Source organism: Microbacterium excoecariae (genome assembly GCF_011326725.1).
Taxonomy (GTDB): Bacteria; Actinomycetota; Actinomycetes; order Actinomycetales; family Microbacteriaceae; genus Microbacterium; species Microbacterium excoecariae.
In genome coordinates this window covers 1,007,533-1,030,905 of record NZ_JAANCO010000001.1, presented here as the reverse complement: position 1 = coordinate 1,030,905, position 23,373 = coordinate 1,007,533, and the positions used below count along the sequence as shown (strand labels likewise).

The 23,373-nt window shown below is 71.9% G+C and carries 23 protein-coding genes; 2 read left to right on the top strand and 21 right to left on the bottom strand.

Annotation, left to right across the window (positions count from 1 at the left end):
* Nucleotides 1-140: 140 nt before the first annotated feature.
* The 8 genes from G8E01_RS04565 to G8E01_RS04530 all read right to left on the bottom strand — a co-directional run bounded on the left by G8E01_RS04565 (nt 141) and on the right by G8E01_RS04530 (nt 8,518).
* Nucleotides 141-362, bottom strand: a complete 222-nt coding sequence (locus tag G8E01_RS04565; RefSeq protein ID WP_155047797.1) for a DUF3046 domain-containing protein — start codon at nt 360-362, stop codon at nt 141-143.
* Nucleotides 363-372: 10 nt separating this feature from the next.
* Entirely contained in the window at nt 373-684 is a 312-nt protein-coding gene (locus G8E01_RS04560; protein ID WP_155047796.1) for a helix-turn-helix domain-containing protein, read from the bottom strand.
* A gap of 115 nt (nt 685-799) precedes the next feature.
* Complete coding sequence (locus G8E01_RS04555; RefSeq protein ID WP_166316487.1) at nt 800-1,321, bottom strand: nicotinamide-nucleotide amidohydrolase family protein; 522 nt, start codon at nt 1,319-1,321, stop codon at nt 800-802.
* Entirely contained in the window at nt 1,318-1,890 is a 573-nt protein-coding gene (gene pgsA, locus G8E01_RS04550; protein ID WP_166316484.1) for a CDP-diacylglycerol--glycerol-3-phosphate 3-phosphatidyltransferase, read from the bottom strand. The genes G8E01_RS04555 and pgsA overlap by 4 nt, the downstream gene beginning before the upstream one ends.
* A gap of 21 nt (nt 1,891-1,911) precedes the next feature.
* Nucleotides 1,912-4,707: an FtsK/SpoIIIE family DNA translocase gene (locus tag G8E01_RS04545; protein WP_166316481.1), complete on the bottom strand. Its 2,796-nt coding sequence runs from the start codon at nt 4,705-4,707 to the stop codon at nt 1,912-1,914.
* An 82-nt stretch (nt 4,708-4,789) separates the two neighbouring features.
* A complete protein-coding gene (locus G8E01_RS04540) occupies nt 4,790-6,466 on the bottom strand; it encodes a ribonuclease J (protein WP_166316478.1) in 1,677 nt (558 codons plus the stop codon).
* A 35-nt stretch (nt 6,467-6,501) separates the two neighbouring features.
* Nucleotides 6,502-7,479 (bottom strand): 4-hydroxy-tetrahydrodipicolinate synthase, encoded by a 978-nt coding sequence (dapA, locus tag G8E01_RS04535; RefSeq protein WP_155047792.1) that lies wholly within the window; start codon nt 7,477-7,479, stop codon nt 6,502-6,504.
* 10 nt (nt 7,480-7,489) lie between these two features.
* Nucleotides 7,490-8,518, bottom strand: coding sequence for a LacI family DNA-binding transcriptional regulator (locus G8E01_RS04530; RefSeq protein WP_166316475.1), 1,029 nt, complete (start codon nt 8,516-8,518; stop codon nt 7,490-7,492).
* A gap of 94 nt (nt 8,519-8,612) precedes the next feature.
* On the opposite strand from G8E01_RS04530, the gene G8E01_RS04525 reads away from it, so the two are divergent.
* Nucleotides 8,613-10,136, top strand: a complete 1,524-nt coding sequence (locus G8E01_RS04525) for an alpha-N-arabinofuranosidase (protein WP_166316472.1) — start codon at nt 8,613-8,615, stop codon at nt 10,134-10,136.
* A 19-nt stretch (nt 10,137-10,155) separates the two neighbouring features.
* On the opposite strand, the gene G8E01_RS04520 is transcribed toward G8E01_RS04525, so the two are convergent.
* On the bottom strand, nt 10,156-10,671 hold the full coding sequence (locus G8E01_RS04520) for a dihydrofolate reductase (RefSeq protein WP_166316469.1): 516 nt from the start codon (nt 10,669-10,671) through the stop codon (nt 10,156-10,158).
* A 3-nt stretch (nt 10,672-10,674) separates the two neighbouring features.
* The gene (locus tag G8E01_RS04515; protein ID WP_166316466.1) at nt 10,675-11,481 is read right to left on the bottom strand and encodes a thymidylate synthase; all 807 of its coding nucleotides are present in this window, start codon (nt 11,479-11,481) and stop codon (nt 10,675-10,677) included.
* A gap of 125 nt (nt 11,482-11,606) precedes the next feature.
* On the opposite strand from G8E01_RS04515, the gene G8E01_RS04510 reads away from it, so the two are divergent.
* A complete protein-coding gene (locus G8E01_RS04510) occupies nt 11,607-12,029 on the top strand; it encodes an OsmC family peroxiredoxin (protein ID WP_166316463.1) in 423 nt (140 codons plus the stop codon).
* A gap of 65 nt (nt 12,030-12,094) precedes the next feature.
* Here the strand turns inward: G8E01_RS04510 and G8E01_RS04505 are convergent, their stop codons facing one another.
* The 11 genes from G8E01_RS04505 to G8E01_RS04455 form a co-directional block, all read right to left on the bottom strand.
* Nucleotides 12,095-12,547, bottom strand: a complete 453-nt coding sequence (locus tag G8E01_RS04505; protein ID WP_166316460.1) for a tetratricopeptide repeat protein — start codon at nt 12,545-12,547, stop codon at nt 12,095-12,097.
* Between the two features lie 2 nt (nt 12,548-12,549).
* A complete protein-coding gene (dapB, locus tag G8E01_RS04500; RefSeq protein ID WP_166316457.1) occupies nt 12,550-13,356 on the bottom strand; it encodes a 4-hydroxy-tetrahydrodipicolinate reductase in 807 nt (268 codons plus the stop codon).
* 28 nt (nt 13,357-13,384) lie between these two features.
* Entirely contained in the window at nt 13,385-13,987 is a 603-nt protein-coding gene (locus G8E01_RS04495; protein ID WP_166316454.1) for a histidine phosphatase family protein, read from the bottom strand.
* Nucleotides 13,988-14,056: 69 nt separating this feature from the next.
* The gene (locus tag G8E01_RS04490; protein WP_166316451.1) at nt 14,057-15,091 is read right to left on the bottom strand and encodes an aldo/keto reductase; all 1,035 of its coding nucleotides are present in this window, start codon (nt 15,089-15,091) and stop codon (nt 14,057-14,059) included.
* A gap of 135 nt (nt 15,092-15,226) precedes the next feature.
* Nucleotides 15,227-17,482: a polyribonucleotide nucleotidyltransferase gene (locus G8E01_RS04485; protein WP_338100740.1), complete on the bottom strand. Its 2,256-nt coding sequence runs from the start codon at nt 17,480-17,482 to the stop codon at nt 15,227-15,229.
* 202 nt (nt 17,483-17,684) lie between these two features.
* Complete coding sequence (locus G8E01_RS04480; protein WP_166316445.1) at nt 17,685-19,652, bottom strand: glycosyltransferase; 1,968 nt, start codon at nt 19,650-19,652, stop codon at nt 17,685-17,687.
* Between the two features lie 132 nt (nt 19,653-19,784).
* On the bottom strand, nt 19,785-20,432 hold the full coding sequence (locus tag G8E01_RS04475) for a CE1759 family FMN reductase (protein ID WP_166316442.1): 648 nt from the start codon (nt 20,430-20,432) through the stop codon (nt 19,785-19,787).
* Nucleotides 20,429-21,625, bottom strand: a complete 1,197-nt coding sequence (locus G8E01_RS04470) for an LLM class flavin-dependent oxidoreductase (protein ID WP_420826119.1) — start codon at nt 21,623-21,625, stop codon at nt 20,429-20,431. The genes G8E01_RS04475 and G8E01_RS04470 overlap by 4 nt, the downstream gene beginning before the upstream one ends.
* 210 nt (nt 21,626-21,835) lie before the next feature.
* Entirely contained in the window at nt 21,836-22,105 is a 270-nt protein-coding gene (rpsO, locus tag G8E01_RS04465) for a 30S ribosomal protein S15 (RefSeq protein ID WP_155047782.1), read from the bottom strand.
* A 177-nt stretch (nt 22,106-22,282) separates the two neighbouring features.
* Nucleotides 22,283-22,831: a YceI family protein gene (locus G8E01_RS04460; protein WP_166316436.1), complete on the bottom strand. Its 549-nt coding sequence runs from the start codon at nt 22,829-22,831 to the stop codon at nt 22,283-22,285.
* A gap of 166 nt (nt 22,832-22,997) precedes the next feature.
* Entirely contained in the window at nt 22,998-23,369 is a 372-nt protein-coding gene (locus G8E01_RS04455; protein ID WP_155047780.1) for an FKBP-type peptidyl-prolyl cis-trans isomerase, read from the bottom strand.
* Between the last annotated feature and the right edge of the window lie 4 nt (nt 23,370-23,373).

Genomic DNA, 23,373 nt, shown 5'->3' with positions numbered 1-23,373 from the left:
GCCACCGACATTCGTGCCCGGTACCCCGCCGCATGTGCACGAATGCGCAACGCGTCACGTTGGGAACGAGCCTACGCCGGAGTGGACGAATATTCGAACACCGACGTCACCGTGCGTCCGGCGTGTCGAACATCGCGCGGCTACGCGTCGCGGGGCGCGCGCAGACCCGCGCCGTACCGCGCCTGGGCGGGGAGGTCCATCTCGTCGCACAGAGCGCGCCAGATATCGCGCGGCGGCACGCCCTCGTCGAGCGCGTCGGCCGCGGTGCGGCCGATCGCCGGCAGCGTGAGATCCGCGAGGATCCAGGAGGCGCGCGCGCCGAAATGGTCGTCGACCGCGCGGAGAAACTCGCTCCGCCTCATGCGGGGAAGGTCACCGCAGCGACAGCTCGGGCTCGACCTCGGCGACCAGGTCGTCCGGCACGACGTCCGGGAAGGTCGAGTCGATGCCCTCCAGCACGGCGAGCCGGTCGCCGACGCGGCGCATGACCGCCGACATCGGCACCTCGAGCGCCTCGGTCACCGCGGCGAGGATCTCGCTCGAGACCTCCTTCTGCCCGCGCTCGACCTCGCTGAGGTACCCGAGCGCGACGCTGGCCTTGCTCGCCACCTGGCGGAGAGTCTGGCCCTTCTGCTGGCGGTAGTCGCGAAGCACGTCGCCGATCTCTTGTCGAACCAGGATCATGGCGGCCCCTCCTTTAGTCGTTCGCGAGCCGAGTGTCGTGGGTAATGCACCCTAACAGGTCATCATGACCAGGCTACGCCCTCGGGCGAGGGAACGGCTCGACATCGACAAACGGTTACGCAGGGGAAACGTCGGCCGCGCCGCCGCTATTCCCGGGCGGGACGATCGCGGAGAGGGCGAGCTCGAGCGCGGCGTGGACCGTCGCACCGCGCACGGCGGCCCGGTCGCCGGGCAGCGCGAGCGCGCGCACGCTCTCGCGCTCGGGCGTCACGACCGCGACGAAGACCGTCCCCGCGGGCTTCCCCTCGGACGCGTCGGGACCGGCGACCCCGGTCGTCGAGACGCCGACGTCGCACCGGGAGCCGTCGACCGCGAAGGCGCTGCGGGCGCCGCGCGCCATCGCGACCGCCACGTCCGGATCGACCGCGCCGCGGCCCGCGAGCAGGCCCGCGTCGACGCCGAGCGCGTCGCGCTTCACGCGCGTGTCGTAGGCGACGATGCCGCCGCGCACGTGCGCGGAGGCCCCGGGGACGTCGACCAGTGCCGCGCACACGAGGCCGCCCGTCAGCGACTCGGCGGTGGCGATGGACCAGCCGCGCGCGCCGAGCGCGCCCAGCACCTCGCGCGCCGCGCTCACGCCCGACGCGCCCCGCGGACCTGCGCGGCAACGTAGTCGATGCCGCTCGCGACCGTAAGGACCAGGACGATCCACAGCCCGATCGCCGTGACGAGCTCCCATGGCCCACGGCCGACGAACTCGCCGAGCGGCAGGAGGGCCCAGGAGAGGACGATGCCCTGGGCCGCGGTCTTGATCTTCCCCATCCAGGCCGCGGCAACGACGTGGGTGCTGGCGACGACGAGTCGATGGACCGTGATGCCCCACTCACGCACGAGGATGACCGCGACGATCCACCATGGCGCCTCGCCGAGGATCGCCAGGCCGACGAAGGCGGATCCCGTCAGGAGCTTGTCGGCGATCGGATCCCACAGCTTGCCGAAGTCGCTCACGATCTCGAAGCGCCGTGCGAGGTATCCGTCGATCCAGTCGGTCGAGATCGCGACGACGAACAGGACCCCGGCGGTCCACCGCAGCGCCAGACTGTGACCTCCGTCCGGGCCGCCGAGCAGGAGGAGCACAAAGAAGACGACGGCGAGCGGGATCCGCGCCACCGTGATGGCGTTCGGGAGCTGCGGGTGGATGGCCATGGGATCAGTCTGGCAGGCGCGTCAGTCGTCGCGCCCCGTGAGGCCCCACGCGTCTTCGCTCTCGGACGCGTCGACGGTCGGGACGCCGTCGAACTGCGCCTCGATCGGGTCCTCCGCGTAGCGGTCGTCGTCGGCCGCCGCGGCGGCGGGCGCAGGTGCGTCCGCCGCCGCGGGCGCCGGCGCGGGCGGATCCTCGCCCCTCAGTTTCGCGAGGACGCCCGGGAGCTGCTCGGGCGTGACGAGGACGTCGCGCGCCTTCGACCCTTCGGAGGGCCCGACAATCTCGCGCGACTCGAGGAGGTCCATGAGGCGTCCGGCCTTGGCGAACCCGACGCGGAGCTTGCGTTGCAGCATGGAGGTCGAGCCGAACTGGCTCGACACGATCAGTTCGGCCGCCGCGAGCAGGACCTCGAGGTCGTCCCCGATGTCCTCGTCGATCTCCTTCTTGGGAGCCTCCATCGCCTCGGCGACGTCGGAGCGATACTCGGGCCGCGCCTGGCCCGTGACGTGCTTCACGACCGCGTCGATCTCGTCCTCGGTGACCCAGGCGCCCTGCAGGCGGAAGGGCTTGGAGGACCCCATCGGGGAGAACAGCGCGTCGCCCTGCCCGATGAGCTTGTCCGCGCCCGCGCCGTCCAGGATCACGCGCGAGTCCGTGACGCTCGTGACCGCGAACGCGAGGCGGGACGGGACGTTGGCCTTAATGAGGCCGGTCACGACGTCGACCGACGGTCGCTGGGTCGCGAGCACGAGGTGAATGCCGGAGGCGCGTGCGAGCTGCGTGATGCGCACGATGGAGTCCTCGACATCGCGCGGCGCGACCATCATGAGGTCGGCGAGCTCGTCGACGACCACGAGCAGGTAGGGGTACGGCTTGAGCACCCGCTCGGAACCCGGCGGGAGCTCGACCTCGCCCGCGACGACGGCGCGGTTGAAGTCGTCGATGTGGCGGAATCCGAACGACGCCAGGTCGTCGTACCGCATGTCCATCTCCTTCACGACCCACTGCAGCGCCTCGGCCGCCTTCTTGGGGTTCGTGATGATGGGCGTGATGAGGTGCGGCACGCCCGCGTAGCTCGTCAGCTCGACGCGCTTCGGGTCCACGAGCACCATGCGCACCTCGCTCGGCTTCGCGCGCATGAGCAGGCTCGTGATCATCGAGTTCACGAAGCTCGACTTTCCGGATCCCGTGGATCCGGCGACGAGCAGGTGGGGCATCTTCGCAAGGTTCGCCACGACGAACCCGCCCGAGACGTCCTTGCCGACGCCGATCGTGAGCGGGTGGGTCGAACGCTGCGCGGCGGGCGAGCGCAGGACGTCGCCCAGGGCGACGGTCTCGCGGTCGACGTTGGGGATCTCGATGCCGATGGCGCTCTTGCCCGGGATGGGGGCGAGGATGCGCACGTCGTTCGACGCGACGGCGTACGAGATGTTGCTCGAGAGCTGCGTGATCTTCTCGACCTTGACGCCCGGGCCCACCTCGACCTCGTACTGCGTCACGGTCGGTCCGCGGGAGAACCCCGTGACGGAGGCGTTGACCTTGAACTGCTCGAAGACGCTCTCGATTTGCGCGACCATGCGGTCGTTCGCCTCGGAGCTCACGACCGCGGGCGGGCCGGCCGCGAGCGCCGCGGGGGACGGCAGCGAGTAGGGCGCCTCGGGCGGCTGGGGCCCGCGGGCCCCCGGCCCCTCGGTGCCGAAGCCCGAGATGCCGCCGAGCTCGTCGTCCTCGGCGTCGTCGTCGCCCAGGAGGCCGAGGTGCGCGTCCTCGTGCGACGCGGAGCGAAGCGACTCGAGCGCCGGATCGTTCAAGACCTCGGTCGCGGCCTCCGCCGGATCCGTCTCGCTCGTCACGACCGCCTGGTCGTAGCCGCCGTCGGTCTGCGCGCCGAGCAGCTCGGTCAGCTCCTGCGGGTCGGTGACGGCGTCGGCGTCCTCCTCGCGCCCGGACGCGTTGCGGCGCCACCACGGCAGCTCGTCGGCGCCGTCGAAGAGCTCCTGCTCGCCCTTCTTCTTCCGCCCGCGCTTGCCGCGCGACGGGGCGTCTTCGAGAAGCTCGGTCGGGGCATCGTCGCCGGACGAGTCGCGGTCGGCGGGGCGCTCGGCATCGAACATCCACGCGTACAGGTCGCCCAGGCGCCGGCCGATGCGGTTCGGCGGGGTCTTCGTGATGATGAGGAGGCTGAGCGCGATCACGGCACCGAGGACGATGTACCCGCCGATCGGCGTGATCACGAGCGCGAGCGGCTCTCCGATCATCCAGCCGAACAGACCGCCGGATCCGCTCAGCGCGGGCATCCCGTCGGCCGGTGCCGGTCGACTCTCGGGGTCGATCGCGAGGTGGCAGATGCCCGCCACCGACACGGTGAACAGCGCGAAGCCGATGCCGACGCGCCCGTTGTCGTGGACGGAGGAGGGATGGCGGAAGAGCCAGCCCGCCAGGAACAGCAGCAGCACGGGGAACACGAAGGCCGTGCGGCCGATGAGCCCCCCGAAGGTAAAGGCGCTAATGGCCTCGGCCGCGGGGGTCCCGATAAAGAACCACTCGACGACGGCGCCCGCGACGGCGAGCAGCACGAGGAGAAGCGGAAAGCCATCCCGGCGGTCGTTGCGGTCGAGGCCCTCGGACCCGAACGCGCGGAACAGGCCCCCGACGGCGCGCGCCAGGCCGTTCCAGGCCCGGACCGGCACGGCGGGGCGCTCCGGGTCGTCGATGTGCCCGCGCGGCGCGGGCGCGGAACGCCGAGACGCCCCCCGGGAGGAGGCGCCGCGATCCTTCTGCGCGGACTTCTGGGGCGCGGTCGACTGGCGTGCCATGGGATCCACGGTACGCCCGGCCCCCGACAATCCCGCGGAGGACGCGCACGGCCCCCGTCCGATCGGACGGGGGCCGTGGCGATCAGGCCTCGATGACGAGCGGCACGATCATGGGGCGACGGCGCAGCGACTGGCTCACCCACCGCCCGATCGTGCGGCGCACGACCTGGGACAGCGCGTGGTTGTCGCGCACGCCCTTCTGCGCCGCGTCCTCCAGGGCCTTGACGATCTTCGGCTTGACCTTGTCGAACACCTTGTCGTCCTCCGCGATCCCGCGCGCGTGGATCTCGGGACCCGTGATGATCTTTCCGGTCTTCGCGTCGACGACGACGATGACGGAGACGAAGCCCTCCTCGCCCAGCACGCGGCGGTCCTTGAGGTCGGCGTCGGTGATCGCGCCGACGGTGGACCCATCGACGTAGACGAACCCGAGGTCGAGCTGGCCCGACACCCACGCCTCGCCGTCCTTCAGGTCGATCGAGGTGCCGTTCTCGGCGATGAAGGTCGCCGCCTCCGGGACGCCCGCGTCACGCGCGATCGTCGCGTTCGCCATGAGGTGCCGGTACTCGCCGTGGACGGGCAGGACGTTCTTCGGCTGCAGGATGTTGTAGCAGTACAGCAGCTCCCCGGCGGCGGCGTGGCCCGAGACGTGCACCTTGGCATTCGCCTTGTGCACGACGTGCGCGCCGAGCTTCGTGAGCCCGTCGATCACGCGGTAGACGGCGTTCTCGTTGCCCGGGATCAGGCTGGACGCGAGGATGACGGTGTCGCCCTCGCCCGGCTCGATCGCGTGGTCGAGGTTCGCCATCCGGCTGAGGACGGCCATGGGCTCGCCCTGGGATCCCGTCGACATATAGACGATCTGCGAGTCGGGGATGTCGCCGGACTTCTTGTAGTCGACGAGCGTGCCCTCGGGCACGTCGAGGTAGCCCAGCTGCTGCGCGATGGTCATGTTCCGGACCATCGAGCGCCCGAGCAACGCGACCCGACGCCCGTTCGCGTGCGCCGCGTCGATGACCTGCTGCACGCGGTGCACGTGGCTCGAGAAGCTCGCCACGATGACGCGGCCCGTGGTCTTCGACATCACCTGGTCGATCACGGGGCCGATCTGGCGCTCGGTCGGCGTGAAGCCGGGAACCTCGGCGTTGGTCGAGTCGGGCAGGAAGAGGTCGACTCCCTCCTCGCCGAGGCGCGCGAACGCGCGCAGGTCGGTCAGGCGACCGTCCAGCGGGAGCTGGTCCATCTTGAAGTCGCCCGTGTGGAGCGCCAGGCCCGCCTCGGTGCGGATCGCGACCGCGAGGGCGTCGGGGATGGAGTGGTTGACGGCGACGAACTCGAGGTCGAAGGACCCGACCGTGCGGCGCTCGCCCTCGCGCACAACGTGCGCCACGGGCGTGATCCGGTGCTCCTTGAGCTTCGCCGCCGTCAGCGCGAGCGTGAGCTTGGATCCGTACAGCGGGATGTCCTGGCGCATGCGCAGCAGGTACGGCACGGCGCCGATGTGATCCTCGTGCCCGTGCGTCAGCACGAGGCCCACGACGTCGCCGAGGCGGCCGCGCAGGGGCTCCATGTCGGGAAGGATGAGGTCGACGCCCGGCTGGTGCTCCTCGGGGAACAGCACGCCGCAGTCGACGATGAGGATCTTGCCGTCGAACTCGTACATCGCCATGTTGCGGCCGACCTCGCCGAGCCCGCCGAGGGGCGTGACGCGGAGGGTGCCGGGCTTGAGAGCGGGCGGATCGAAAACGGGAGTGGACATTGTGCCTTTCCGCGCCGGGGGCGCAGGGGTGGTCGTCACCGGGTGGTGCCAGGCACCTTCGGCAGCGCGCCGCCCGCGGCCGCGTTGCGGTCGGGGCGGAAGTTCGAGAAGTCGACGCCGTCCACGCCCGCCACGACGGCGAGCTCGTCCTCGATGAGGGCGGCCTCCCACTCCTCGGGCCCCACGAGCGGGAGACGCACGCGGGGGCTCGAGATGCGGCCGAGGCCGTGGAGGATGTACTTCGCGGAGACCGTTCCCGGCACGTGCGTCATGACGGCGCGCACGAGCGGTTCGAGCTTCTTGTGCTGTTCGGTGGCGGTTGCGAGGTCGCCGCGGTTGACCGCGTCGACGATGGTTCGGTAGGGGCCGGCGGCGATGTTCGCCGTGACGCCGATCAGGCCCGAGGCGCCAATGGACATGTGGGGCAACGCGTTCGCATCGTCGCCCGAGAAATACAGCAGGTCGGTCTGGTTCAGCACCCGGCTCACCTCGCTGAAGTCGCCCTTGGCGTCCTTCACGCCGAGGATGTTGGGGTGCTTCGCGAGGCGCAGGAGCGTCTCGTAGCGAATCGGGACCCCGGTGCGGCCCGGGATGTCGTACAGGAGGACCGGGAGCTCGGTCGAGTCCGCGATGAGCCGGAAGTGCGTGAGGATCCCCGCCTGCGTGGGCTTGTTGTAATACGGCGTGACGACCATGATGCCGTCGGCGCCCGCCTTCGCGCTCTTGTCGTAGAGGTCGATCGCGTGGGCCGTCTCGTTCGACCCGCCGCCGGTGATGATCTTCGCGCGGCCGGCCGAGACGCTCTTGCCGACCTCCACGAGGCGCAGCTTCTCGGCGTCCGTGAGCGTCGAGGTCTCCCCCGTCGTCCCGGTCACGACGATGCCGTCGGCGCCCGAGGTAATGACGTCGTCGATGTGCTTCTCCGTCGCGTCCCAGTCGACTTCGCCGTCGGCGGTCATCGGGGTGATGAGCGCGACGAGGACCTGACCGAACGGATTGGCGGGGTGCGTCATACCCCTCAGGTTATCGCGTGCGCCCCTGTGTCCGCGCCCGATCCCTCGTCGTGGCGCGCTCGACGAGCGTCGCCGAGCTCGTGAGGTGGGCGGGCGGGGCCGTGGATCCGTCGATCCGCGCACGGAGGAGCGCGACGGCGCGCTCGGCGATCCACGCGGATCCGGGGTCGATCGTCGAGATGCCGCCCGCCACCTCCCGCGCGATCCGGAGGTTGTCGAACCCGATCACCTCGACGTCCGCGCCGGCCGCGAGCCCCGCGTCCGCCAGGCCGGCGACGGCCCCGATTGCCACCTGATCGGTGACGGCGAAGATCGCGTCGACCTCCGCGCCCCGCCCGAGGGCGCGCGCGACGCCCGCGCGAGCGCCCGCGGCCGTGTGGTCGCCCGCGTCCAGCGCCAGCCGCGGATCCGCCGCGAGGCCCGCGCGCTCGTGCGCGAGGCGCCAGCCCTCGGCGCGCAGGGCCGGCATGGTGTCGGATCCGCCCGGGTCGCCCCCACAGATCGCGACGCGGCGCGCCCCGCCCTCAATGAGGCGCGCCGTCGCCAGGCACGCGCCGTCGACGTTCGGCATCGCCACGTGATCGAACCGCGGATGGGAGGGCCGCTCGCCGAGGAGCACGACGGGCACGCGCGTGTGCAGGCGGTCGAGATCGGCGTCCGACAGCCCGATGGGGCTGAGCAGCACGCCGTCGTACGTGCGCAGGCGGGCCGTGGACAGCGCGCGGAGCTCGCCCTCGCGCGTGGCGCCCGTCTGCTCCACGACGAGGTGCAGCCCGGCGGCCGCCGCGGCGCGGGCCGCGTCCGCCGCGAACTCCCCGTAGAACACGTGGTCGTAGAACGGCACGACGAGCGCGATCGCGCCCGTGCGGCCCGCCCGGAGCCGGCGCGCGGAGAGATCGACCTCGTACCCCAGACGCTCGACCTCCGCCAGGACGGTGCGCCGCGTGGCGTCGCTCACGCGCCCGCGGCCGGCCAGGACGTTCGACACCGTCATCGCCGACACGCCCGCCGCGCGGGCGACATCCTGCATCGTGACCATCGCCGTCCCCTCTCCCGATCCAGCGTACGCGCCGGGGTTCCGCCGCGCGGGCGTGTGCTTTATCGTTACATCACACCCCGACGAAAGGAACCCCATGTCCGACCCGCGCGTCGTCATCGACCTCGACCTGCCCGGCGCCACCATCAGCCGCCACCTGTACGGCCACTTCGCGGAGCACCTCGGTCGGTGCATCTACGGCGGGTTCTTCGTCGGGGAGGACTCCGAGATCCCGAACGAGGGCGGCATCAGGCTCGACGTTGTCGACGCCCTCCGCGAGCTCGGGATCCCCAACCTCCGGTGGCCCGGCGGGTGCTTCGCCGACGAGTACCACTGGCGCGACGGCGTGGGCCCGCGCGCCGAGCGCCCCCGCATGGTCAACTCGCACTGGGGCGACGTCGTCGAGGACAACTCCTTCGGCACGCACGAGTTCCTTCACCTGTGCGAGCTCTTGGGGGCGGATCCGTACGTCAACGGCAATGTCGGATCCGGGACCGTGCGCGAGATGAGCGACTGGATCGAGTACCTCACCCGCGCGGATGACTCCCCCATGGCCGCCCTCCGGCGGGCAAACGGGCGCGACGAGCCGTGGCGCGTGCCGTTCTTCGGGATCGGCAACGAGGCCTGGGGCTGCGGCGGGAACATGCGCGCCGAGGCATATGCCGACCTCGCGCGCCAGTACGCGACGTACGTCCGCGACCACGGGGACAACCGCGTGTACCGGATCGCGGCGGGCGCGAACGTCGACGACTACGCCTGGACGGACGCGCTCATGCGCGCCCTGGGCTGCGTCTCCTGCGGCGACGGCGACGTCGGCCCGTTCCAGGCGGTGTCGCTGCACTACTACACGATGTCCGGCGAATGGCAGGCGAAGGGGTCCGCGACGGACTTCACCTCGGAGGAGTGGTACCGCACGCTCTCCCGGGCCTTCCGGATCGAGGAGCTCCTCACGCGCCACTCGACCGTCATGGACCGCTACGACCCCGCCCGCCGCGTCGGCCTCGTGCTCGACGAGTGGGGGACGTGGTGGGACGTCGAGCCCGGCACAAACCCCGGGTTCCTGTACCAGCAGAACACCATGCGGGACGCGCTCGTCGCAAGCGTGCACTTCGACGCCTTCCACCGCCACGCCGACCGCCTCGTGATGGCGAACATTGCGCAGACCGTCAACGTGCTGCAGGCGATGCTCCTCACGGATCCAGACACGGGCGCGCTCGTGAAGACCCCGACGTTCCACGTGTTCGCCATGAACCGCGGGCACCACGACGCCCGGCGCCTCGACGCGCACGTGGTCGGGGCCGAGGTCATGACCGCGGACGGGCGCGAGCTTCCGCTGCTGTCGGCCTCCGCGTCGACGACCGGGAACACCGCGCTCGTGTCGCTCTCGAACCTCGACGAGGCCGCGGATCGATCCGTCGTCCTGGACCTGCGGGGCCGCGCCGTCGCGGGGTTCGAGGCGCGCATCCTCACGGGAGCGACGACGGCCGCGCACAACACGCCGGACGCACCCGACGCCGTCGCGCCCGTCGCGCACGCCGGGGTGCGCGCTCACAAGCGCGGGCTCGTCGTCGACCTCCCCGCGCACGCGTACGTCACGGTCGAGCTGACGCTCGGAACCTGAGCCGGCGGGCGGGCGGGCCTCAGCGGGGCTCGCTCGCCCTCTCGTACACCACGAAGCGATACCGCACGCCCGTGCGGCTGGTGTGCCACCCGCCCGCTGCCGGGTCGCGCGAGGCGACGCGCCACGCCGGCCCGATCGCGGGCGCGGTCGTGTCGCCTTCGGCGTCCAGGTCGATCTCCGTCACCCACAGCTCGTCGACGAGATCCATGGCGCGCGCGTAGATCTGCCCGCCGCCGATGACCCATGCGTCGGCGGCGAGCGTCGCCGCGCGCTCGAGCGCGGCCTCGAGCGACGGCGCCGTCTCGCCGCCCGGCGCCGCGAAGGTCGCGTCGCGGGTGACGACGATGTTCGCGCGGCCCGGGAGCGGACGGAACCTGTCGGGGAACGACTGCCAGGTGCGCCGCCCCATGACGACGGGCGCGCCCATCGTCGCCCGCTGGAAGTACGCGAGGTCCTCCGGCACGTGCCACGGCATGCCGCCGTCGGCGCCGAGGACGCCGCCCCGCGCCTGGGCCCAGATCGCGCGCAGGGGCATGGCTCAGACCGCCACGGCGCCGCGGATGGCCGGGTGATGCGCGTAGTCGTGGACCACGAAGTCCTCGTACGCGTACGAGAAGATGTCCGCCGCGCGACGAATCTCCAGCCGCGGGTACGGGAACGGCTCCCGCGAGAGCTGCTCGGCGACCTGCTCGCGGTGGTTGTCGTAGATGTGGCAGTCCCCGCCCGTCCACACGAACTCGCCCGGCTCCAGCCCCGTCTGCTGCGCGATCATCATCGTGAGCATCGCGTAGCTCGCGATGTTGAACGGCACGCCCAGGAAGAGGTCCGCGCTGCGCTGGTAGAGCTGGCAGCTGAGCCGGCCGTCCGCGACATAGAACTGGAACATCGCGTGGCAGGGCGGGAGGGCCATGTCCGGCACCTCCGCGGGGTTCCAGGCCGTCACCATCAGGCGGCGCGAGTCGGGGGTCGCGCGAATCTGGTCGATCACCTGGGCGATCTGGTCGATGTGCCCGCCGTCGGGCGTCGGCCACGAGCGCCACTGCACGCCGTACACCGGCCCGAGGTCGCCGTTCTCGTCCGCCCACTCGTCCCAGATTGTCACCCCGCGCTCCTGCAGCCAGCGGACGTTCGAGTCTCCCCGGAGGAACCACAGCAGCTCGAGCGCCACGGAGCGAAAGTGGACCCGCTTCGTCGTGATGAGCGGAAAGCCCGCCTGGAGGTCGAAGCGGATCTGCCGGCCGAACGCGCTCGTCGTCCCCGTGCCCGTGCGATCGGACTTGTGCGTTCCGTTCGCGAGGACGTCGCGCAGCAGGTCCTCGTAGGGCGTGGGGATCGTGTCGGCCATGTCCCCAGGGTACGGCCGCGGGCTGAGGACGGCCGCGGCGCGCCGCACGGGCTGCACCGTTCCCCCACGCACGCCGGATCGCTAGGCTGGCCGCGACCCGCTCACCAACACGGAGGAGTCACACCATGTCTGTCACCAGCGAAGCCACCGCCACCTGGTCCGGAACGCTCTTCGAGGGATCCGGATCCGTCACGCCCGCCTCGGGCATCGGCACGTTCCCGGTGAACTGGAAGGCGCGCAGCGAGGGCGCGGAGTCGACGACGACGCCCGAGGAGCTCATCGCCGCCGCGCACTCGTCCTGCTTCAACATGGCGCTGTCGAACGCGCTCGCGGAGGCGGGAACGCCCGCCGAGAAGGTGCGCACGACCGCGTCCGTGACGTTCGTGCCCGGCACGGGCGTGACGGGAAGCCACCTCAACGTCGCCGCCCGCGTGCCGGGCCTGACGGAGGAGAAGTTCGAGGAGATCGCGGAGGCCGCGAAGGCGGGCTGCCCGATCTCGCAGGCGCTCGCGGGCATCGACATCACGATCGAGGCGACCCTCGACTGACGCGGGATCGTCGAACGCCGGAGGGCGTCGCCGGGCACCACGCCAGGCGGCGCCCTCCCGTCGTCTCAGGCGCCGCGCTCGAGCCGGATCGCGGTGCGCGCCGCCTGGCGGGCGCGCCGCGTATCGCCCGCCGCGCTGTACGCGACGCTCAGGCGGAACCACGCGCGCCAATCGTCCGGAGCGTCCTCCACGGCGCGGCGATAGGCGGGGAAGGCCTGGTCGGCGTCCTGGCGCACGACGCGCCCCGACGGGGTGAGGCGCACCTCGTCGTCCGGCAGCGCGCCCTCGCTCGCGAGGCGCCCCGCGAGCCGGTCCGCCCGCCAGCCGAACAGCAGCTCGCGGCCAAGCGCCCAGGCGCCCAGCACAGGGAACACGAAAATCGCGATGCCCATCACGAGCGCGACGGGCTCGGATTCGTCCAGGCCCGCGCCGATCAGCGCTACCGCGCGACCGCCGAGCAGCCAGATGTAGAGGGCGAAGACGGCGGCCATCACGGCCACCCCGATGCGGGTCGTCACGCTCAGGCGCTCGTGGCGCGGCCGACCTGACCGGTGACGCCGCCCTCGTCGAGGCCGACTCCCGGCGCGCTCGATCCGGCCGCGCCGAGGCCGATGTCGAGGAAGTTCTCGAGGCCGACAAGCACGCCGCGTGCCCCGCGGGAGGCCGCGAGCGCGAGCCGGATCCCCGGGGCGTACGCCGCGGCGGGGTCGGAGGTGTCGTGGACGATCGTCAGCGTCTCGCCGGGCCCGGAGAGGATCGCCTGCTGCTGCGCGATCACGCCGGGCCGCCGCAGGGAGTGCACGGGGACCGAGGCGACCTGCTGGCCCCGCGCGCGCTGGTCGACGTGCGGGGCGGACACGGGTCCCTCGCGACGCGCGGCGATCAGCTCCGCGGTGCGCACGGCGGTCCCGCTCGGCGAGTCGACCTTCGTGTCGCGATGCGCCTCGACGATCTCCGCGAACTCGAAGAAGGGGGCCGCGGCGGCGGCGATCGCGGATCCGATCACGGATCCCAGCGAGAAGTTCGGGATGAACACCGCGCGCGTGCCGGCGGCCTCGATCAGGGGTCGAACGGCAGCGACGCGCTCGGCCGACCAACCGCTCGTGGCGACGAGGAGGTCCATCCCCCGCTCGGTCGCGGCGCGCACGACGCGCTCGCTGACCTCGGGGTGGGTGGCGTCGATGACGAGGTCGGCGCCGTCCAGCTCGCTCATCGCGCTCGCGGATCCGAGCACCGCGTGGAGCTCGAACCCCGGCTCCTTGGCGACGACGTCGCGAATGATCCTGCCGAGCTTGCCGGATCCGCCGACGAGTGCCACGAGAGTCATGACACCCATCCTACGGATCCCGCCGCGCTCACACGGGCGGCGCCTCCGGCAGGCCCGTGCGCAGCTCGAACGGCAGGTGCGCCGCGTCGTTGTGGCTCACGAGGCTCCAGGGGCGGCCCTGCTTCTGCGCGAGGACGGTCAGCCCGCAGTTCGCCTGGTTGAGGGTCATCCAGCGCCACTCCGCGGCACCGAGAACCTCGCGCACGAACCAGGCGATGACCGCGTTGTGCGTGATGATGAGCTCGTGCACGTCGCCCGGCTTGCGCACGAGGAACTCCCCGACCGCGTCGGCCATCTGCGCTGTCCCGGCCTCGATCTCGGCCTCGCTGATCCCGCCGAAAAACGGCTCGAAGACCGCGGGCGTCTCCTCCGTCATCCCCGTCGGCACGCAGTCGAACAGGAGCGCGTGGGGCTGCGGGTCGATGGCGGGCATCCGTTCGGCGAGGATCCGCGCCGTCTCGGCAGCGCGCACGAGGGGCGAGTGCCACACGGCGTCGAGCGGGATCCCCGACAGGCGATCGGCCAGGAGCGCCGCCTGCCGCACGCCGCGCGGGGAGAGCGGACCATCCTCGAGCCCGTGCTCTGCGTGCTGATGCTCGCCGTGGCGGACAAGGTAGATGTAGTGCGTCACAGCCGTTCGCTTCGTCGATGTCGAAAAGGGCATGGGCGCGGTACGAATACGCTCCCTTGCCCCTCCAGCCTATCGCGCGGCCGCGCGATCGAGCCGCGACACCTGTGCCCGGTTCAGATCGACCGCGAGGGCTGCGGCGAGTTCGTCGACGTGGCGCGGCACCACGACGTCGACGGCGGCCGCGGCCACGCCGGGCTGCGCGAGCGCCCAGGCGAGGGCGACGCCGGCGGCGGTCGTGCCAGCCTCGACCGCGGCCGCGTCGAGCGCCCGCCGGAGGCGGCTGCGTCCACCGACGACGCGGCGCACACCGCGCGCGCGGGCGGGGGCCTCGAGCAGCCCGCGCGGGACCGCGAGCGAGGTCACCGCCGCGACCTTCTGCGGCAGGGCGATGGGGGCGACGGTCTCCTCGAACGGGGCGCGCGCCCCCAGCCCATACGCGACGTCGACGACGTCGATGCGCGGATAGCCGGCCGATGCGAGCACCCGCGCCTCGATGAGGCCGGGGCCGGCCAGCCCGCGCGCGCCGATCGAGCGCGCGAGGCCCGCCTGGAGGATCCGCTCGGCCACCGCGAGGGTCTCCTCGAGCGCCGCCGGGCCGGGAACAGACCGAGACAGGTCGAGGACGAGGACGTCGATGCGCGAGACCGTCAGGCGCGCGATCACGCGCTCGACCGCCTGGAGGATGCGGTCGGCGTCGTTCGCGGCGCCCACCGCGGCGCTCACGCGCGCCGCCACGACCAGCTCGCCGTCCAGACCGCGACCCCGAATCCAGCCGCCCACGAGGTCGGGCGCGGGATCGCCCTCGGCCTCGGCGACCTGGATCGCGTTACCGCCCGCCTGCGCGTACCGGTCGAGCAGGGCGGTGGCCTCGCGCGGATCCGGAAGGGTCTGGAACCCGGCGGTGCCGAGCACGAGGGGGAAGACGTCGATCCCCGTGCGCCCCAGCGCGCGCCGCACGCCGGCGCCGAGCGGCGGTCCGACCTCGGGGAGGGGCGCCGAGGGGTGCGGCGCGAGGGCCTCCGCGGACGGCGCGAGCGCGCCCGCCGCCGGTGCGCGGCGCGTGGCCTGCGCCAGAGCCGGCGTGTCGTCGTCCTGCAGCGTCATGTTTTCCCCCTGGACACCATCCCACCGCATTCCGGGACCGCGGCGGAACCCGCCCGGTCACGGTTCGGTCACGAACAACACGACGGCGGCCCGGCGCCCCGAGAGGGACGCCGGGCCGCCGCCCGTGCGCGAGGGTCAGGCCTCCGCGGCCTCCTCCTCGGCGGCCGGGGCGCCGTTCTCCTCGACGAGCTCGAGCGAGAGCTTGCCGCGGTCGTCGACCTTCGAGATCTTCACGAGGATCTTCTGGCCGACCGAGACGACGTCCTCGATGTTCTCGACGCGCTTGCCGCCGTTGAGCTTGCGCAGCTCGGTGACGTGCAGCAGGCCGTCCTTGCCCGGCAGGAGCGAGACGAACACGCCGAACTTGGCGATGTTCACCGCCGTGCCGAGGTACTGCTCGCCGACCTCGGGGTTCGTCGGGTTCGCGATGGCGTTGACCTGCGCGCGAGCGGCCTCCGCCGTCGGGCCGTCGGTCGCGCCGATGTAGACGGTGCCGTCGTCCTCGATCGAGATGGTCGCGCCCGTCTCGTCCTGGATTCCGTTGATCGTCTTGCCCTTCGGGCCGATCAGCTCGCCGATCTTGTCGACCGGGATCTGGACGCTGATGACGCGCGGCGCCGTCGGCGCCATCTCGTCGGGGGCGTCGATCGCGGCGTTCAGCACGTCGAGGATGCGCAGGCGCGCGTCCTTGGCCTGCGTGAGGGCGCCCGCGAGCACCGACGACGGGATGCCGTCGAGCTTCGTGTCGAGCTGCAGGGCCGTGACGAACTCGCTCGTGCCGGCGACCTTGAAGTCCATGTCGCCCAGCGCGTCCTCGGCGCCGAGGATGTCGGTGAGGGCCGCGTAGCGGGTCTCACCGTCGACGTCCTCCGACACGAGGCCCATCGCGATGCCCGCGACGGGCGCGCGCAGCGGCACACCGGCGTTCAGGAGCGACAGCGTCGAGGCGCAGACCGAGCCCATCGAGGTCGAGCCGTTCGAGCCGAGCGCCTCGGAGACCTGGCGGATCGCGTAGGGGAACTCCTCGCGCGAGGGCAGGACCGGGACGAGCGCGCGCTCGGCGAGGAAGCCGTGGCCGATCTCGCGGCGCTTCGGGCTGCCGACGCGGCCCGTCTCACCCGTCGAGTAGGGCGGGAAGTTGTAGTGGTGCATGTAGCGCTTGCTCGTCGTGGGCGACAGCGAGTCGATCTGCTGCTCCATCTTGAGCATGTTCAGCGTCGTCACGCCCATGATCTGCGTCTCTCCGCGCTGGAAGATCGCGGATCCGTGCACGCGCGGGATGACCTGCACCTCGGCGTCGAGCGGGCGGATGTCCGCCAGCCCGCGGCCGTCGATGCGCGCCCCCTCCGTGAGGATCCGACCGCGCACGACGGCCTTCGTGACGGACTTGTAGGCCGCGGACACCTCGCCGTTCGCGGAGGCGGGCAGCTCGCCCGCCTCGACCTTCGCCGCGACGGTCTCCTTGACGCGCGCCTTGAGCGCGTCGTCGGCGTCCTGACGCTCCTGCTTGTCGGCGATCTGGTAGATCTTCTCGAGCTCGCCGAGCGCCTCGCCGTTCACGACGGCGAACGTCTCGTCGGCGTAGGGCGGGAACACGGGGAACTCGATGGGCGCCTTCGACGACTGCGCGGCCATCTCGGCCTGCGCCTTCACGAGCTGCGTGATGAAGGGCTTCGCGGCCTCGAGGCCGCCCGCGACGATCTCCTCGTTGGGCTTGGTCGCGCCGCCCTTGATGAGGTTCCAGCTGTGCTCGGTCGCCTCGGCCTCGACCATCATGATCGCGACCTCGCCGTTGTCGAGCACGCGGCCCGCCACCATGAGGTCGAACACGGCCTCCTCGAGCTGCGCGGCCGTCGGGAACGCGACCCACTGGTCGTCGTGCTGCCCCATGCCCGGGATGAGCGCGAGGCGCACGCCGGCGATCGGGCCCGAGAACGGCAGGCCCGAGATCTGGGTCGACGCGCTCGCGGCGTTGATCGCGAGGGCGTCATAAAACTCGCCCGGCGCGATCGAGAGCACGGTCACGACGATCTGCACCTCGTTGCGCAGGCCGCCCACGAAGGACGGGCGCAGCGGGCGGTCGATGAGGCGGCAGACGAGGATCGCCTCGGTCGAGGGACGACCCTCGCGACGGAAGAACGAGCCGGGGATCTTGCCCGCGGCGTACGAGCGCTCCTCGACGTCCACCGTCAGGGGGAAGAAGTCGAAGCCCTCGCGCGGGTGCTTGCCAGCGCTCGTCGCCGACAGGAGCATCGTCTCCTCGTCGAGGTACGCGGCGACGGCGCCCTGCGCCTGCTGCGCGAGGCGGCCGGTCTCGAACCGGATCGTGCGGGTGCCGAAGCGGCCGTTGTCCAGAACGGCCTCGGCTGCGGTGATTTCAGGACCTTCCACGAGGTCTCTCCTTTGTGCGTTGCGGCCCGCGCATGCGGGCGGGGCGAGCGACGAGGAGGTTCGTGCTGGCCACCAGGAGAAACCCACCGGACGCGCCGGGAGATCACTTCTAGGGACCAGCTCCCCGTCAGCTCTTCGATCGTGTTCAGTTGCGGGCACGGCGTGCCCGGATCCACCCTATCAGCGGCGCCCGCGCGGGGGCCTACGACTCCGCGGGCTCGCGGGATCCGCGCCCCGGCACCACGACATAGTCGCTGTGCTTGGCGACGAGGCCGTCGCCGGCCGTGCGCCCGTGCAGCCGGCGCCAGATCCACGGGAGCGCGTGGCGGGTGAGCCACGCACCGGAGGCCGGGTCGTCCTCCGTGTGGAACGCGTCGTCGAGCTCGCCGAGGCGCGACGCGTCCGGAATCCCCAACACCTCGGCGGCCCGGTACGACAGCAGGCGGTGCCCGCGCGAGGCGAGGTGCACCTTGTCGGCGGCGAACATCTCGAGGTCCGAGAGCTCGGGCAGCGCCTCGACGTCCACGAGATAGCACCCGTGCGCCCGCGCGATGCGGCGCAGCTCGTGCGCGAAGCGTGCGAACCGACCGGCGAACACGCGCACCGCGGCCCGGCGCGGGAGAAAGGGCGTGACGAGGAGCACGTCCGCGCCACCGGCGCGCAGGTCCGCCACGTTGCGCTCGAGCTCGGCCGCCGTCTCGACGGGATCCGCGATGTGCCCGACGAGGTCGTTGGACCCCATGAACACCGCCACGAGGTCGGGCGACATCGCGAGCGCCGCGGGCACCTGCTCGGCCGTGAGGTCGCGGGTCCGCCGCGAGCGCACCGCGAGGTTGGCGTAGCGGAAATCTCCGCCCGCGCTCTCGGCCAGCATCGTCGCGAGGCGATCGGCCCACCCGCGGTACTCCCCCGCCGCCATGCGCGAGGAGTCGCACAGCCCCTCGGTCAGCGAGTCGCCGAGGGCGACGAACCGCCGCCACGCCGGCGGCGCGGCCGGCGCGACGGGCGCGATCGGGCGGGTCGCGGATCGGACGATGAGGCTGTCGTCGAAGCGCCGGAGCCGCGCCGCCTCCCGGTAGTGATCGACGAGCTGCTCCGTGAGGGCGCGCCACGTGCGCGGCCCGACGCTCGCGCGCGCCGCGCGCCCGAACGACGCGCGCTTGGCCTCGTCACCCAGGAGGTCCCGCGTGCGCGCGCGCAGGTCGTCGAGGTCGCCCGGCGGGTACAGCCAGCCGTCGATCGAGGACCGCACGAGGTCGACGGGGCCGCCCGCGCCCGTCGCCACGACGGGGACGCCGCTCGCGAGCGCTTCCTGCACGGTCTGGCAGAAGGTCTCCGATTCCCCCGGGTGCACGAACACGTCGAAGCTCGCGACCGCGGCGCCGAGCGCGTCGCCCGACAGGAAGCCCGCGAAGTGGGCGCCCGGGAGCTCGCGCGTAAGGCGCGCGCGCTCGGGTCCGTCGCCGACGATGACGAGCTGCGCGCCCGGGATGTCCGCCACCGCGCGCAGGTCCTCGACCTGCTTCTCGGGCGCGAGGCGGCCCACGTATCCGATGATCCGCCTGCCCGGGGCGACGCGCTCGCGCCACGCCTCGTCGCGCCGCGCCGGCGAGAAGCGGTCGGCATCGACGCCGCGCCCCCATCGCCACAGGCGGTCGACGTCGAGGGCAGCGAGTTGTCGCTCGGCGGCCGACGAGGGCACGAGTGAGAGGGTCGCGCGGCGGTGCAGGCGCGCGATGTGCGATTCGGCGAGGGCGGCCACCGCCGGCACCCCGTAGCGCGCCGTGTAGGCGATCACGTCGGTCTGGTACACGGCGACCGTCGGAATCCCCAGCCCGTCCGCCGCGACGAGACCCTGCCAGCCCAGAACCGCCGGCGAGGCGAGGTGCACGACGTCGGGGGCGAACTCCTGCAGGATGCGGCGGAGCTGCGGCACCGGCGCGAGCGCGACCCGCACGTCGGGGTAGCTGGGCAGCGGCACGGAGGCGATCAGGCGCGCCCGCGCGGGCACGTCGACGCCCGCGACGCCGTCGGGCTGGCCCGGCGCCTTCGGGGCGACGACGAGCACCTCGTGCCCGAGATCCTCGAGGTGCCGCGCGACGTGCAACACGGATCCGGTGACACCGTTCATGTGCGGGAGGTAGCTCTCCGCGACGATCGCGACTCGCATGCGACCAGGATCGCGCCCGGCCCGCGCGGCCCGTGGCGCGAGCGGGCCGGTTTCGCCCGATGTTCATCGGCTCGCCCCCGGCGTTCACGGCCCGCGCCCCCGGCGTTCACCGGGGCGAGGGTCCGGGCGCGCTCAGCCGCGCGGAGGGTGCGCGAGGAGGTCTTCGAAGGACCCGCCGCCGAGGTATGCCTCGGGGCTGAAGGGGTCGGTGCGCTCGGTGCGCCCCGCGCCCGCCAGCCGATCGGCCAGCTCGGCCGCGGCGCGATCGATCCGCTTCGCGAGCGGCGCGACCTGATCCGCCTGGGCGCCCCAGTCGTCGCTCGACGCGAAGACCCCGGTCGAAAGCGGCTCGGCGTGCAGGTAGGTGAACAGCGGGCGCATCGCGTAGTCGATCGCGAGCGAGTGGCGCGCCGTGCCGGCCGTGGCGGCCAGGAGCACGGGCGTTCCCACGAGCGCCTCGCGGTCGAGCACGTCGACCCAGCTCTTGAACAGGCCCGAGTAGCTCGTCGAGAACACGGGCGTCACGGCGACGAGCGCGTCCGCCTCTGCGACGGCCGCGTTCAGCTCCGCGAGCGGCTTCGGCGCGAAGCCCGTGAGGAGGTTGTTCGTGATGTCGTGCGCGACGTCCCGCAACTCGAACACGCGGGCGCTCGCCGCGCCGCCGCGCTCGGCCAGAGCCGCCGTGGTGGCGGCGACGATCCGATCCGCCAGCATCCGTGTAGACGACGGCTCTCCGAGCCCCGCCGAGACGACCGCGATGCGGGCCTCTGGAGCGCTCATCGCGCCGCGGCCTTTCCGAACGCGGACCCCTGCGGCGCGGGCGCGTCCTGGTAGGGGGACCCGCCCGTGACGTTGTCGCCGCGGTTCGCGTTCGGGCGGGACTGGCGCGGCTCCCGGTCGCCGTACGCGGCCCGCACGCGCGCCGCATGCGTCGGCGCGTCGGGGGTCGCCGCGGGCCGGGCCGACTGCAGCTCCCGCCGCAGGACCGGCACGACCTCGAGGCCCAGGAAGTCGATCTGCTCGAGCACCGTCTTCAGCGGCAGTCCCGCGTGGTCGACGAGGAAGAGCTGGCGCTGGTAGTCGCCGAAGGTCTCGCGCATCGACGCGTACCGGTCGATCACCTGCTGCGGGGATCCGACCGTGAGCGGCGTCATCTCGGTGAAGTCCTCCATCGCGGGCCCGTTGCCGTAGACCGGGGCGGCGTTGAAGTACGGGCGGAACTTCTCGACCGCGTCCTGCGATCGCTTGGCCATGAACGCCTGCCCCCCGAGGCCGACGATCGCCTGCTCCGGCGTGCCATGACCGTAGTGTGCGAAGCGCTGCCGGTACAGGGCGATGAGGCGCTGGTAGTGCTCCTTCGGCCAGAAGATGTTGTTCGCGAAGAACCCGTCGCCGTAGTAGGCGGCCTGCTCGGCGATCTCCGGCGTGCGAATGGACCCGTGCCACACGAACGGGGGGACGCCATCGAGGGGGCGCGGCGTCGAGGTGAAGCCGTTCAGCGCCGACCGGAACTTGCCCTCCCAGTCCACGACGTCCTCGCGCCACAGGCGGTGCAGGAGCGCGTAGTTCTCGATCGCGAGCGGCAGGCCCTGGCGAATGTCCTGCCCGAACCACGGATACACGGGGCCGGTGTTGCCGCGGCCCATCACGAGGTCGACCCGCCCGCCCGCGAGGTGCTGCAGCATGGCGTAGTCCTCGGCGATCTTCACCGGGTCGTTCGTCGTGATGAGCGTCGTCGCGGTCGACAGGATGAGGCGCTTTGTCTGCGCCGCGATGTAGGCGAGCGTCGTCGTGGGCGACGACGAGAAGAACGGCGGATTGTGGTGCTCGCCGATCGCGAACACGTCGAGCCCGACCTCCTCGGCGTGCGTCGCGATGGTGACGATGTCGCGGATCCGCTCGGCTTCGCTCGGCGTGCGCCCCGTCACGGGATCGCGCGTGATGTCGCTGACCGAGAAGAGACCGAACTGCATGCCCGACCAGGGCTCGGGGGTCGTGCGCTCTTCGCTCATGGGTTCCTCCTTCGCGCCGCGGCGGGCCGCGGATCTTCATGCGTCTGAATATACATGAGAGAACGCGCGCAGCGCGATTTTCTTCCCCGACACGGCGAAAGCCCGCCCCACACCGTGGGACGGGCTTTCGAGAAGTCGATTGAACGCGGGTGGCGCTCCGTCGGCCGGGTCTTAGCGACGCAGGCCGATGCGCGCGATGAGCGCGCGGTAGCGCTCGATGTCGACGCGCTGGAGGTAACCGAGCAGGCGACGGCGCTGACCGACGAGCAGGAACAGGCCACGACGCGAGTGGTGGTCGTGCTTGTGCTCCTTGAGGTGCTCGGTGAGGTCCTTGATGCGACGCGACAGCATGGCCACCTGCACCTCGGGGGAACCGGTGTCACCGGGGTGCGTTGCGTACTCTTCGATGATCGACTTCTTGACGTCTGCTTCCAGAGCCATATTCGATTCCCTTCTCCTCGCTGCGCGGCGCCCGACGCCCGATGCGTGAGCTCTCTTTATCCGCGGCCGCAATCACGGCAACCTCGCAATCATACCCCACGAGCAAGCCCGTGGCGAATCGTCCGGACACGCGTGTGGCCCCGCCGCCCGCGAGGGGCGACGGGGCCACGGCGCGGATCAGGCCTGCTGCGCCGCCTGCAGGTCGAGCGTGATCTTGACGTCCTTGCCGACGAGCACGCCGCCGGTCTCGAGCGCCGCGTTCCACGTCAGACCGAAGTCCTCGCGGTCGATCGTGCCGGTGGCCGTCGCGCCCGCCTTGTAGTTGCCCCACGGATCCGTGCCGAAGCCGCCGACCTCGAGCTCGAAGGTGACGGGCTTCGTGACGTCCTTGATCGTCAGGTTGCCGTCGACGAGGAGGTCCGCGCCGTCCTCGCGCACGCCGGTCGAGACGAACGTGATGGTCGGGAAGGCCTCGGCGTCGAAGAAGTCGGCGCTGCGGAGGTGCTGGTCGCGCCCCTCGTCCTTCGAGTCGATGGACGCGACGTCGGCCGTCGCGGTGACGCTCGCCTCGAGCACGTTCTCCGGGAGGACGATGGTCGCCTCCTTGACGGCGAAGGCGCCGCGCACCTTCGAGATCATCATGTGGCGCACCTCGAAGCCCACCTCGCTGTGCGACGAGTCGAGGACGTAGGTGCCGGGCTGGTAACCGGGGATCGTGATGGTCATGCGTGCTCCTTGCGTGAGATTCGGGGTCGCGAAGACGCGACGCCTCATTTAAACATTCACGTGCATGTAAATCAAGTCGCGTGACGACGCCGTGAACGCCGGCTGTCGGGTGCGCCAACGCCGCGGGGCGGGCCGGAAAACCGGACCCGCCCCGCGTGGACGCCTCTTACGCGGCGTCGATGAGATCGATGATGAAGATGAGGGTCTTCCCGCTGAGGAAGTGCCCGCCGCCCGCGGGCCCGTAGGCCAGCTCCGGCGGCACCGTGAGCTTGCGGCGCCCGCCGATTTTCATCCCGGGGATGCCGCGCTGCCACCCCTGGATGAGCATGCCGAGGGGGAACTGGGCGGGCTCGCCCCGGTTCCAGGAGGAGTCGAACTCCTCGCCCGTGTCGTAGTCGACCCCGGCGTAATGGATCGTGACGGTCGCGCCGGGCTTCGCCTCGGCGCCGTCACCGGCGATGATGTCCACCACCTCGAGCTCGGCGGGGGCCGGCCCGTCGGGGGCGTCGAACTCGGGCTTGGTGCGATCTGCGGTCATACCC